This window comes from Candidatus Contendobacter odensis Run_B_J11 (assembly GCF_000531125.1).
Classification (GTDB): domain Bacteria; phylum Pseudomonadota; class Gammaproteobacteria; order Competibacterales; family Competibacteraceae; genus Contendibacter; species Contendibacter odensensis.
In genome coordinates, this window is the sequence record NZ_CBTK010000032.1 from 1 (window position 1) to 11,077 (window position 11,077).

General features: G+C 48.0%; 14 protein-coding genes. 9 read left to right on the top strand and 5 right to left on the bottom strand.

The features are described 5' to 3' along the window. Positions 1 to 811 precede the first annotated feature (811 nt). Together BN874_RS02825 and BN874_RS02830 are read left to right on the top strand one after the other, a co-directional pair. Positions 812 to 1,990, top strand: coding sequence for a replication protein RepA (locus BN874_RS02825; protein WP_081756100.1), 1,179 nt, complete (start codon positions 812 to 814; stop codon positions 1,988 to 1,990). Positions 1,991 to 2,116: 126 nt separating this feature from the next. Further along, positions 2,117 to 2,509, top strand: a complete 393-nt coding sequence (locus BN874_RS02830; protein WP_034430719.1) for a hypothetical protein — start codon at positions 2,117 to 2,119, stop codon at positions 2,507 to 2,509. A 58-nt stretch (positions 2,510 to 2,567) separates the two neighbouring features. On the opposite strand, the gene BN874_RS02835 is transcribed toward BN874_RS02830, so the two are convergent. Together BN874_RS02835 and BN874_RS02840 are read right to left on the bottom strand one after the other, a co-directional pair. After that, complete coding sequence (locus BN874_RS02835) at positions 2,568 to 2,855, bottom strand: hypothetical protein (protein ID WP_034430720.1); 288 nt, start codon at positions 2,853 to 2,855, stop codon at positions 2,568 to 2,570. Next, entirely contained in the window at positions 2,848 to 3,609 is a 762-nt protein-coding gene (locus tag BN874_RS02840; protein WP_051497341.1) for a ParA family protein, read from the bottom strand. Before BN874_RS02840 ends, BN874_RS02835 begins: the two co-directional genes overlap by 8 nt. 437 nt (positions 3,610 to 4,046) lie before the next feature. Between BN874_RS02840 and radC the strand changes: the two genes are divergently transcribed. The 4 genes from radC to BN874_RS02860 all read left to right on the top strand — a co-directional run bounded on the left by radC (position 4,047) and on the right by BN874_RS02860 (position 6,211). Then, entirely contained in the window at positions 4,047 to 4,532 is a 486-nt protein-coding gene (gene radC / locus BN874_RS02845) for a RadC family protein (protein WP_034430721.1), read from the top strand. A 264-nt stretch (positions 4,533 to 4,796) separates the two neighbouring features. After that, complete coding sequence (locus tag BN874_RS02850; protein ID WP_034430722.1) at positions 4,797 to 5,096, top strand: type II toxin-antitoxin system TacA family antitoxin; 300 nt, start codon at positions 4,797 to 4,799, stop codon at positions 5,094 to 5,096. Next, a complete protein-coding gene (locus BN874_RS02855; protein WP_154724716.1) occupies positions 5,093 to 5,608 on the top strand; it encodes a GNAT family N-acetyltransferase in 516 nt (171 codons plus the stop codon). Before BN874_RS02850 ends, BN874_RS02855 begins: the two co-directional genes overlap by 4 nt. Positions 5,609 to 5,746: 138 nt before the next feature. Beyond that, positions 5,747 to 6,211: a methyltransferase family protein gene (locus BN874_RS02860; RefSeq protein ID WP_034430724.1), complete on the top strand. Its 465-nt coding sequence runs from the start codon at positions 5,747 to 5,749 to the stop codon at positions 6,209 to 6,211. 300 nt (positions 6,212 to 6,511) lie between these two features. Here BN874_RS02860 and BN874_RS02865 read toward each other — a convergent pair whose 3' ends face one another. Next, positions 6,512 to 6,769 carry a hypothetical protein gene (locus BN874_RS02865; RefSeq protein ID WP_034430725.1) on the bottom strand — a complete coding sequence of 86 codons (258 nt, stop codon included), beginning with the start codon at positions 6,767 to 6,769 and terminating at the stop codon, positions 6,512 to 6,514. 11 nt (positions 6,770 to 6,780) lie between these two features. Then, complete coding sequence (locus BN874_RS02870; protein ID WP_034430726.1) at positions 6,781 to 7,134, bottom strand: DUF2958 domain-containing protein; 354 nt, start codon at positions 7,132 to 7,134, stop codon at positions 6,781 to 6,783. Positions 7,135 to 7,393: 259 nt separating this feature from the next. On the opposite strand from BN874_RS02870, the gene BN874_RS02875 reads away from it, so the two are divergent. Together BN874_RS02875 and BN874_RS22070 are read left to right on the top strand one after the other, a co-directional pair. Further along, positions 7,394 to 7,966, top strand: coding sequence for a GNAT family N-acetyltransferase (locus tag BN874_RS02875; RefSeq protein WP_051497342.1), 573 nt, complete (start codon positions 7,394 to 7,396; stop codon positions 7,964 to 7,966). 75 nt (positions 7,967 to 8,041) lie between these two features. Further along, positions 8,042 to 8,506, top strand: a complete 465-nt coding sequence (locus tag BN874_RS22070) for a glycine-rich domain-containing protein (protein ID WP_051497343.1) — start codon at positions 8,042 to 8,044, stop codon at positions 8,504 to 8,506. A 548-nt stretch (positions 8,507 to 9,054) separates the two neighbouring features. Here BN874_RS22070 and BN874_RS02885 read toward each other — a convergent pair. After that, complete coding sequence (locus BN874_RS02885) at positions 9,055 to 9,960, bottom strand: ArdC family protein (RefSeq protein ID WP_034430727.1); 906 nt, start codon at positions 9,958 to 9,960, stop codon at positions 9,055 to 9,057. Positions 9,961 to 10,213: 253 nt separating this feature from the next. Here BN874_RS02885 and BN874_RS24950 point away from each other — a divergent pair, with 253 nt between their 5' ends. Further along, positions 10,214 to 10,363, top strand: a complete 150-nt coding sequence (locus BN874_RS24950; protein WP_195912086.1) for a hypothetical protein — start codon at positions 10,214 to 10,216, stop codon at positions 10,361 to 10,363. The last annotated feature ends 714 nt before the right edge of the window (positions 10,364 to 11,077 follow it).

Sequence of the window (11,077 nt, forward strand, 5' to 3'; positions counted from 1 at the left end):
ACAAACACCTTCTATAATACATTGATTAAATTGAGCTTTTCAAGAGACCGGGAACTGCTGGTTTCTTTAGCACTTGTCTTTCCTTACTGAACTGCATCGCTGAAAGTAGGAGCCCGTTAAGCGGCCTAGAAAGCCCTCTGGCTGGGTTTCGCCTATTGGGGGCTAGAAAGGGTATTCCGTGGGCTTTGTTGGCCTAGGATGCCCGTATAGGGGCTTCTGGCGACGGTTCCTGTTAGTTCCTTGGGTGCCGCGTTTACAGGTTTCTGCTAACGGTTCGGATTACCTGACCATCAAATTTCTACTATTACTAATAATTTCAAATAGTTAATTCATTTCTTTGTGAGTTCTTATGCGTAACTTGGTGAGCGAGTTGCTTTTGGTGAGGTATCGGTTGCCACTGTCCTACCGGAATCCCCACCTTTTTTTACCCCTAATTTTTTAAAAAACACCTTGCGATGCTTCGAGGGCCACCTCCGTTGGGAGTTATCCACAGGCTGGTTTGGCCCTACAGGTGTTTATAGGTACATATAGGGTAATATAGGGGGCGCGAATTCGCTTTTAATTTCAATAAGTTATGATGGTTTTGTGTGAGTATATATTCGTAACTTTGTGAGTTCTTATTCGTAAACTGTGAGTTCTTATTCGTAAACTGTGAGTTCTTATTCGTGATTTTGTGAGTTCTTATTCGTAAACTGTGAGTTCTTATTCGTAGGGATGATCCCTTGCCTGTGGATAACTCTGCCTGGTTTCTGTTGGGGGTTGAGCTATTCTTGATGTTGACAACCTGATGGGTAAGTGTTCATGAAATATCATGAAAGATAATCACTTAGATAAGCTAATTACTGAGTCCCTAGCGATTGAGGCCGAAGACGCCAAAGATGCTGGCACTATCGGGTTCATTTCGAGAGCGCTTACCCAAGCTACGCTGCCGCATAGGCCGATAGCAGGAAACGAGTTTACCAGATGTAACGGAAACCTTACGCTTTCGATCATGTCGCCTAGCGTTATCGGATTGCCCTACGGCATCATCCCTCGCTTGCTCGTCTCTTGGGTGACTTCTGAAGCAGTGCGCACGCGGTCGCCTGAGCTAGAACTCGGGCCGTCTCTATCACACTTCATGCGAGAGTTGGGGCTTATTCCAAGTGGTGGAAGATGGGGAGGCATTACCAGACTCCGTGAGCAAATGGTGCGGCTTTTTGCTTCTTCAGTTACTTGCATTTACGAAGATAAACACAAAACGGGTATCTACGGGGTCAAAATTGTCAGTGAAGCTAATCTTTGGTGGGACCCAAAATCGCCTGACCAGATACCGCTTTGGAAGTCTACACTCAAGTTAGGAGCGGATTTTTATAAAGAAATTATCAATAATCCAATTCCAATAGATATGCGGGCACTCAAGGCCCTGAGGCGGTCGCCAATGGCTTTGGATATTTACTGCTGGTTGACTTACCGCATGTCCTATTTGCGCAAGCCCGCTGAAATTCCTTGGCCTGCTTTAGAAATGCAATTTGGCGCGGACTATGGGCGAACCATTGACTTCAAGGTCAATTTTCTCAAGCAACTACAAGCTGTTCTTGTCGTTTATCCTGAAGCAAAAGTTGAAGAAGGGAATCATGGCCTCTTGCTTAAACCGAGTAAGCCTCATATCGCTCAAGCCTCTAAGTCTTGGGGAAACGTGGGGGTAGGCCATAAATCACCTCCATCCCCTTTCGATGAGGGCCGGGTTATTGAATCGCAAGCTCTCCCTCCTCCTGTTCTGGTAAGCCTGCCAACACCTGCTGTAACCCCTCCCAAGATAGCTGAAAGTTCGGTTATCCGGCTTTCAACGGAAACCTACGAGAAAGCCAAGAAGGTTGCTCCGGGCTGGGATGTGTACTTCCTGGAACAAGAGTGGCGCGAATGGGTTGCAGATAAGGAAAAACCAAAAGATCCTGATGCTGCATTCATTGGTTTCTGCAAGCAGAGATTTCAAAAGAAAGGTAGACCGTAAGCTTCTGTAATTGTTTATTATTTTTTAACTATGTAAAGCTAAATGGATTTACATAACGATTTATATTATGCTTTATTTTTATAAAGCATACTGCCTACTTTCTAATGGCGCAATAGAGAACTATTCATGAATTTGAGCAAAGCGATAGCAGTATGGATACTTATTGTTATTGCTGAATCCATCCATGGAACTATTCGCCAGCTTTTCATCGCCCCAATGATTGGAGATATGCTATCGCGTCAAGTTGGTGTGTTTGTTGGTTCGGCGATCATTCTTCTCATCTCTTGGCTATCCGCCCGCTGGCTGGGTGCCAAGACTCTGAAAAATCAACTCCAAGTCGGTGCGCTTTGGGTTGTGCTCATCGTAGTTTTTGAAGTCAGCTTGGGTACTGCCCTTGGATATACACGCGAGCGAATCCTGTCAGATTACAATCTAGCCCAAGGTGGCCTGATGGGGCTGGGCTTGCTCTTTATGCTGCTTGCTCCTGCCCTTGGAGCGAAACTTCGCAAGGTCGGATGATATCTACGGCCAACACGTAAATCATAAGTGCTTTACAAACATAAAGCACTCCCCTCCCCTACCAAACCTCCCGAATCAGCTTGAGCAGCTTTTCCGGCGTGGTCTTCTCTCCTAAGGCGATCAAGCCCTTGATGACGGCTGTTTCGCTGATTGGCCTCTCGCTCTCCCCGTTGATGGCAGTAGTTATTTTCTGCAAGCGCATGATGTCTGTGGGCGTGAGGCGAAAGTTCTTTAGCCTCGGCTGTTGTCGCTGGTTCACCAGGGGAAGCGATTCGCTCTCCTCGGTAGGCTTTCGCTGTACCGCTTCAGAAAGCTTAGATTTGCCAGTAAGGGGCTTTTTAGCCATGAGTCAAAACCTCCTGAGTTAAAGCCAAGAAGTCTTGGGTTCCGTTCCCTTTCGGGTCAAAGGTAAAGACTGGCTCGTTGTTAATCTGGGCCTGGTTAAGGGCTTCTGTTTTTCGAATAACGGTTTTAAGCAATTTATCCGAGAAAGGCTCAAGTTGGGTTTCGATGAATTGGTTTGTTTGCTTATTTCTCCCGTCATAAGCATTTCGCAGAATCAGGTATTTGAAATTCTCGCTCTCTTTGACTTCGGCAATCGAAGAAAAGAGGTCTGCGATACCGTCCAGAGAATACTTCCCGTAGATAGTCGGAATGATGATCTGGTCTGCCGTGTAGATGGCGTTAATAGTCAAAACGCCAAGGTTTGGTGGGCAATCAATCAGGATGATGTCAAACTCGGAAGCAATCTTCTTGATGTGGTTATAGAGCAGCTTTTCGCGGTGGGTTCTCACCGTGATTTGCTCGGCGGTGATCGCTAAGCGGATATTGGATGGAATGATGAACAAGCCTGGTGAGGGCTCACCGTTCACTATCGCGGGCCGGATAAGCTGGTGAAGGTCTAAACTTCGGTCGGTAAAGATCTCCTTGGTGGTGAGTTCCTTGGGGATTTCAGGACAGTAGATAACGCTCGCGTGGGCCTGGGGATCAAGGTCAATCAGCAACGTGCGCTTGCCGGCTTGCGCTAGGCCGTAGGCCAGATTGACCGCAATGGTTGACTTCCCTACCCCGCCCTTTTGGTTAAGGACTGCGTAAATCATAATCTTCACCTCGTTTTACTAACTTATTAAAAACACTATTAAATATATAAGATTACGAATAAAATGTAAAGCATAACTACTTTACAAATATCTTTCATCGAGCTTTACCTTGATAAAGCTTATCTGCTTGCGCTGAGAGGCGATAGCCTGCGGATGGGAACCGCATAAAGGTAATAAATCTGCTTCTGGGCGAAACGTCGCGTTCCACTCTCTGTGAAATATCTCGCCTGATCACTGAGAAGCTAATAACAATACCGCTTTTTTTTGCATAACCTTACTGTGTCTTCTTTGAAAATATGGATTAAGAAATAGGGTGTAGGTCACTGGATTTTATTAAGAGGTTATGTCGCGTTTTTCATTGACTGTTTAAGGCTGGAAACATTCGGCAAAAGCAGCATTTGCTTTTCTCGGCTGTTTCCAGCCTGGGAGTAACAGCGATGAAGACAGCATTAGCGGTTAGAGACTTGCTGGGTGATTATCGGCCTGCGAATTCTGACGAGATTCTCTCTGCTGCCAAAGAGGTCATTTCGCATCGGTTCCGGCGTGGCGTTTGTATTACAGCTCCGTTGATGTCTATTGATTTATTTCAACAGAAACTTGTGCTCCGAGAACAAGAGGTTTTCGCTGCTCTGTTTCTCGATAATAAGAATCGAGTGATTATCTATGAAGAGCTTTTCTACGGTACGATTGATTCGGCCTCTGTTTACCCGCGAATCGTGGCCCAAAAGGCGCTGCAATATAACGCGGCGGCGGTCATTGTGGCCCACAATCATCCTTCGGGTGTTGCTGAACCTAGTCGAGCGGATGAAAGCATTACGCTTCGGCTAAAGGAAGCGCTGGCCCTGGTGGAGGTGCGGCTGCTGGATCATATCGTTGTCGGTGATGGCAAATGCGTCTCGCTTGCCGAACGCGGGGTGATATGAAGTCTCTGGCTGAAGGGAAGCTCCCTTCAGCCTTGAGGCTAAAAGGTTCCGGTCCTACGCCTATTTCACCTTATATTATAAGTAGTTAAACATAATATTAGAAAGTAGTAATGCTTTATATTAGTAAAGCATGTTTGCTTTCTATTTGTCTTTATCATGTGTAGTCAGAAAGGGTAGGGGAGAGAGAATCAAAATTAAAAATGTGTTGATGTTGTATACACAAATATGGTATACGCAATGTATACACAATTAGGAGTCAAGGCTATGGCCCAAGCAACATCTAATAAGGAATCCGCTTCAGGGCGGGATGTCACTATCAACATTCGCGCTCAGCGGCGACAAAGGGATTTGATTGACCAGGCGGCGGCCATGCTGGGTAAGAACCGGTCAGATTTTATGTTGGAGATTGCCTGCCGTGAGGCAGAGTCGGTGTTTCTTGACCGGCGTATGTTTTCAGTGGATGCCGAAGCTTGGGAAAAATTCAATACCCTGTTGGATGCGCCACCTCGCGATCTGCCTAAACTCCGTCAATTGCTCACCACAAAAGCCCCTTGGGAAAAATGACTCAAGTGGATCAGGAGCCGCTCGTTCCACCGGAGAGGCTAGGGCCAACTCACGCATTTGAAGATTTTGACTGTGGAGTTCCTTCGCTTAATGAATGGCTGAAGCGTCGTGCTCAGCGCAATGAGCAAGAAGGGGCCTCTCGAACCTATGTCGTGTGCTCTGGCAAGCAAGTTGTGGGGTATTACTGTTTGGCTGCGGGCTCGGTATGTTGTTTAGACGTACCGGGGCGGGTAAGGCGAAATATGCCAGATCCAATTCCTGTGGTGGTCATTGGTCGCTTGGCAATTCATAAGGATTGGCAAGGGCAGAAACTTGGAAGGGCTTTAATCCGCGATGCGGTGCTTAGGACGTTGAATGCGGCTGAAGTTGCTGGTGTCAGGGCAATTCTCGTTCACGCTATCTCTGAAGACGCTAAGCAATTCTATGAAAGCTGTGGATTTATGGAATCTCCAACTAATCCAATGACTCTAGTGGTTACGCTTAGAGATATAAAAAATGCGCTTGATGTTTGATATTTATTTAATAATATCAGTAATATATCTAATTTAATGTAAAGCATAAGTGCTTGATAAGTAGCTTTCTATTTGTCTTTATAATGATGCGGTGAATACCTGATTCCTGAGTTGGCTTTTTAAAGCGAGATAAAGCGTATGAATATGGATAAACCTGGCGTCATCATCCTGCCCCCGGTACTCTATGGAGTAGCGCTTGTTCTGACACTGCTTCTGAACTGGGCTTGGCCCCTCAGCATCTTGTCGAGTTCCGCAATAGCTATCTGGAGCGGGATTCCGTTGCTGATCTTCAGTGGGGGACTTGCCATTTGGGGAAAACGTTCCATGAAGCAAGCGGGCACAAATGTAAATCCTTTACAACCTGCTACCAGTCTTGTGATAACGGGACCATTCAGATTTTCAAGAAATCCTCTCTATCTTTCTCTGACCATCCTGTTTGCTGGTTTATCTCTTGTGGTGAATACCTTGTGGGGCTTTATTGCACTCGTTCCGGTCTTAGTGGTCCTGCATTTCGGTGTGATCCTTCGTGAGGAGCGCTACCTAGAAGCCAAGTTTGGTGAGAGTTATCGTCAATATCGCTCTCAAGTTCGCCGTTGGTTTTGATTGCAATATCGCTTACTGGATAGGGGTAGGGGATTTCTCCTCGAACGTGCCGCGCCTGGCGCGGCTTAGCCTTCCGTGCCCTTCCTCCCGTTCGTTAAGACTGAGGGCACGGGGGATGGTTAAGGCGGTGGCCGGTATCTCCCAAGCGCGAGAGCGCGGGGGAATACCGGGGGGCTTTGCGGAACTCCCGCGAAGTTGGGAATCCGCTTAAAGCCCTAATGCAACATAAGTCGCGCTATGGATGGCGTGTCCGCTTTGCGGGCGAAAAAGGGAGAGTTAAACTCTCCCTGGGTGGTATTATTACTTTAGGCGCTCTTCAAGAATGTCGGCAAAGGCTGCGACATAAACCGCTAAGGTGGAAAAGGGTAGGTCATCGCCTAATTTTCGTGCTTCGGTATAAAGTTCTGAGGACTGTTCTTCAAGGGTTCTTGTGCTCAAACCTTCAAATGGCAAACCGTATTTACAAAGCAATTGCCCAAGGTGAGTGCTATAGTGAACTAAATCGCCGATATCGCTTTGAACCTGCGGCAAGAAATAATCAAGTGTTTCATTATTCATTGTCCGGTCCTCTAATTCTTTTCTACAATTCTGCCAGCTTCGCGAGCGTTCTTGGAATACTCCAAGAGGCTCTTTGTTGCCTTGAAAGAAAGGTCGCGTTCTACAGGTAGCCCAAGATTCCCGCGCAATCTCGCAATCTCCGAAATGCTCACATAGCCCAGTTCTGGAAAGCCTAAGCCAAGGTCACAAAGACCAAAGGCAATATCGGGCTCTTCGGGGTCAAGCTCTGAGAGTAACCAAGTACAACCGGCATCCGGTGTAAACAGTTTCACTACCGGCCAGTGATTATCACCATAATCATTTTGGCTTTGTATTCCGTTCTCAATCATCTTGCTTCGTTGTTCGTTTGTTATTAATGGTTTCATGTTGCCTCCTTATTCTTATATTGGCGTTGAAGTTAATTGCGATTAACTTCTGCCTGTCTGGCGAAGACCGGGGAGGCAAACGCATAGGCCGTATGCAAGGGAGGGGAATCACCCAACTTGTACAAGCGAAGCGCGGAAAGTTGGGGACACTCTTGCAAGCGCGTTTCGCGCGTTAGCGCCTTGCGTGCGCTAGGGGCGGAGCCCCTTAGTCCGGGGCGTTACGGGGTGTCCCCGTAGAAGGGGGTGTGCCGAAAACAGCTTGCTGGTTGAGGTCAGGGGGAAGGCTTTCCCCCTCAATAAAATGAATGCTGAAGTGGTATTAACTATGAAAGTAAAAATTAAGCGATTAAAGGAAGATAGAGCGGATTTATTCTTTGATCTAATGGCGACAATATACTCTGATTCGGACTACATGCTTATAGAACCAAACGAAGTTCAACAGGGGAAAACCAAAATAAAGGAAATGGTTATCAATCTATTAAAACAAGCTAATTCGACAATACTTGTAGCAGAGTTGAATGGTTTTCTAGTGGGATTTGTTTTGGCAAAAGGTGGTGAATATAACAGGAATCATCACTGTGCATATTTAGTAATAGGGATAAGAAAAGATTATCAAGGTAGAGGAATAGGAAAGCAGTTATTAGAAGCAATAGATGTTTGGGCTCAAAAAACGAACATAACTCGCTTGGAACTTACAGTAGCTCAAGACAACCAACCTGCCCGTGTTCTCTACGAGAAAAGTGGTTATGTAGAAGATGGAATGAGAAAAAAATCTTTGTATATATCGGGATATTATAAAGACGAAATTTATATGTCTAAAATATTTACCTAGTGTTTGTGCGATATATTGTTTCTGAATCGCTTGTGTGGTATCGAATAATCTCCTTTTTAACTAGAGGTTATGTCCATGGCCAGTAAAGCACGTTTTGCGAACCATTTGCTTGCCCCAATGACCGATCAAGGGGCGCAAGCTTTGTATTCGATGAAGGTCGAGTTCATCGAGAATTTCGACTACTCCCCGATTCGGAGAGACCTAGCTAAGGATCTAGGGTGGAGTGAGAAAAGGATCGCTCAAGTTGAAAGTAAAGCCAAAGCATTCTTCAAGTGCATCTTGGTTTCTAACGATGGCTTGCGCCTTTCTCCCGATGAAGAGATTGATAAGTTTTGGCATTTGTTTATTCTGCGTACGCAGCTTTATCGTGAATTTTGCGAGCAGGTCTTTGGCAAATTTATCGATCATCAACCGGAGGATGACCCGGTGGTTCTTGCCGGTGCGTTTGCTAATACTCGGCAGGTTTACACCCAAATTTTTGGGAAAGTAATACCGCTTAAAGGAAGTCCAGCTACCTGCTTTAAGGGGCCAGCAGTATAATTAGATAAAGGTTTACTTTGGCTTTCGCGAGGTTTCTGCTAAAAACCTCGCACATCTTGATTTTTATCAAATTAACGGCTTGCCGGTTGAGGCCAGGGGGAAGGCTTTCCCCTCTTGAGGATTAAGGCTGAATATCAAAGAATTAGCAGTACTTATATAAAGCGAATATGCTTTATAAAGCGCTTTATTATCAGATTTACGAATGTAAAGTACCTGATCTTGCTCGCCGATTGCGGCTAGGGTAGGGAACCAAGGTCGGGAGAGAGCTTTTTAATCGAACGTGCCGCGCTTGGCGCGGCTTAGCTTCCCGTGCCCTTCCTCCCGTTCGTGAAGATTGAGGGCACGGGGGATGGGTGAGGCGCGGTATCTCCCAAGCGCGAGAGCGCGGGGGAATACCGGGGGGGGCGGGCTTTGCGGATCTCCCGCGAAGTCGGGAATCCGCTTAAAGCCCGTATTAACAACGAGTCGCGCCCGCGCGTCCGCATAGAAAGCGAAACGCTACTAATAAAACCCCTACCAGGGGGAACCCTGGTAGGGGAGAAGCGGCCTTAAGCCGCTTGTTCAAGCGGCTGGGGTTGTAGCTTGAAAAGATAGTCGGTGGCTTCGCTCGCCTTGGAAGCGGCGGCAAAGAGTGCGCGCTTATCCTGTTTCAGGGCTTTAAGCCAGCCCTGAAGGTAGGCCGCATGGTCGGGCCGGGGCTCAAGGGAAACTCCCAAGTCAGCACAAAGGAAGGCCGCGCCAAGCTCCGCTACCAACTCCTCCATGGAGTAGGCAAAGTCGCCAAAGCGATTTTTGAGGTCGCGTTTAAGCCGGGTCGGGTGGCCGGTCCAGTGGGTAAGCTCGTGGAGTAGGGTGGAATAATAACTCTCAGTGGCGCTGCTGGTTGAGCTACCCGTAAAGAGTTCCCGTTTGGGCATGTAGATGGTGTCTTTAATGGGGTGATAGCAGGCACAATTGCCCTTCTCCATGATGTCAGCATCGGTCGCGGTGATAAACGCCTCAACCCGATCTAGCACTTGAGTCTTATCGACTAGGGGAGAAACAGGAGAAGCGGTATAGCCTTCTACTTGGTCAGAATTAAAAACCCAACTCGCGGTAGCCACAAAAGAACGCTTTGATTTTGTTTCCTTGGAATCTTCCACCGGACGTTCAACGTCCTTGAAAAACACCACGGTTGCGGCGTGTTCACCCTTTAGCACTTGCGCGCCGCATTCTTTCCACTGCTTGTAAGTGCCCCATGTTCCGGTGGTATAGCCGTATTCCATCTGGGCTACCCAAAGGGCAACGGTATTGACTCCCCGGTAGTTCTTTCCCGTGAACACATTAACCGGGCGGGAATGACTAGAGCCACGGTGCCAAGGCATTTCAAATTTGGGAGCGCCGGCTTCAATAGCGGCGATCACGCGGTCGGTAATTTGCTGATAAACATTCTGGTTTGATTTGTAAGTTGTCATAAATATCTCCTTTCTTATTATTATCGGTCCGCCCCATGCGGCCTTTTCATGGGCTTGAAAAAGGCTGGCGGAAAAGGGACTTCTGCACCGAAAGGCCGAAACTTGTGAAGGATGGTTTGCAAGCAGTTTTTTGGAGCGAAGCGCTCGCGCGGAATGTGTTTAGACAGGGGAAAAAACTGAGAAGCAACACCGTTGCAGACAGTCCCGATGCCTGCCAAAAAGCCGGTGAAGAAAGGTCGCTAGGCGTTGACCGTTGAAAGGAGATACCGACAACAACAAAAAGAACCCAGAAATAAGCAAAGTACTGTTTCGCCGCCTGAAGCTTGTCGCTGATGCCTTGGCATCGGCGCTTTCCCGCTTAATGAAGCGGGAACTTTCCGGGGAGTCAATATCCGTGCCGTAGTCCAGCACGGCAACCGGGACAGGGGGCACTCAAGCGGAATGCGGCGACGGTCGTAAGGGAAGCCGGAACCGTGGTGGTAAAGACTGGTGGAACCGGGGAAACTGCGTTGTGGCTTCAGCTCGTTGCTGACCAAAGGCTAATTCGCTTCCTTTCTCCCCGATAAGACTAACGGGTTGGAGTTGGGCCGCGTCCAGCTCAAGGAGAAGGGCAAAGCTAGAACCACAAGACACCTTCCCCAAACAGGGTGCTTGGTAGCGTTCAGCGCCATGAGGGTTATTACCCGACGGCTTACCCTGGATTGGCTAACTGACCCGGCGAGCGAGCGCCGCTTTGGCTTTAGCCGTCTTGGAAGTGTGGGTAGCGGGCAAGCGGCTTGCGTTCACTTGGGGGTTTCTCTTGAGCCTTGGCCTTGCGGCAATCGGGGCTGGCGTCAAGCTTGGTAAGCGCTCGAAAGCTTCGGGCTAGCGAAGCGATCAACCCTTCAAGCTGCGGCTGCTTGAGCAAGCGGTTTAAGGCCACAATCTGTCCCATACAAGGGGACTTCTGGTCGGGGTGGGGAGCGGCGTTTCGCGATAGGACGTTAAGAGGTGGTGGGGACCAAAGGCGGGGTGGGTGGCTGGGGTCCAAAGGTGGTGGGGGAAACGATCCGCCGCCTTGGGAACGAGGACTCCAACCGGGTCCATGTATCAAAAACAACTCGCGGCGGCGACTCGC

Coding starts and splice junctions, on each gene's coding strand:
- BN874_RS02825 (WP_081756100.1), top strand. CDS start 812: ATGAAAGATAATCACTTAGATAAGCTAATTACTGAGTCCCTAGCGATT.
- BN874_RS02860 (WP_034430724.1), top strand. CDS start 5,747: ATGAATATGGATAAACCTGGCGTCATCATCCTGCCCCCGGTACTCTAT.
- BN874_RS02835 (WP_034430720.1), bottom strand. CDS start 2,855: ATGGCTAAAAAGCCCCTTACTGGCAAATCTAAGCTTTCTGAAGCGGTA.
- BN874_RS02885 (WP_034430727.1), bottom strand. CDS start 9,960: ATGACAACTTACAAATCAAACCAGAATGTTTATCAGCAAATTACCGAC.
- BN874_RS02865 (WP_034430725.1), bottom strand. CDS start 6,769: ATGAATAATGAAACACTTGATTATTTCTTGCCGCAGGTTCAAAGCGAT.
- BN874_RS02850 (WP_034430722.1), top strand. CDS start 4,797: ATGGCCCAAGCAACATCTAATAAGGAATCCGCTTCAGGGCGGGATGTC.
- BN874_RS22070 (WP_051497343.1), top strand. CDS start 8,042: ATGGCCAGTAAAGCACGTTTTGCGAACCATTTGCTTGCCCCAATGACC.
- BN874_RS02870 (WP_034430726.1), bottom strand. CDS start 7,134: ATGAAACCATTAATAACAAACGAACAACGAAGCAAGATGATTGAGAAC.
- BN874_RS02855 (WP_154724716.1), top strand. CDS start 5,093: ATGACTCAAGTGGATCAGGAGCCGCTCGTTCCACCGGAGAGGCTAGGG.
- BN874_RS02830 (WP_034430719.1), top strand. CDS start 2,117: ATGAATTTGAGCAAAGCGATAGCAGTATGGATACTTATTGTTATTGCT.
- radC (WP_034430721.1), top strand. CDS start 4,047: ATGAAGACAGCATTAGCGGTTAGAGACTTGCTGGGTGATTATCGGCCT.
- BN874_RS02840 (WP_051497341.1), bottom strand. CDS start 3,609: ATGATTTACGCAGTCCTTAACCAAAAGGGCGGGGTAGGGAAGTCAACC.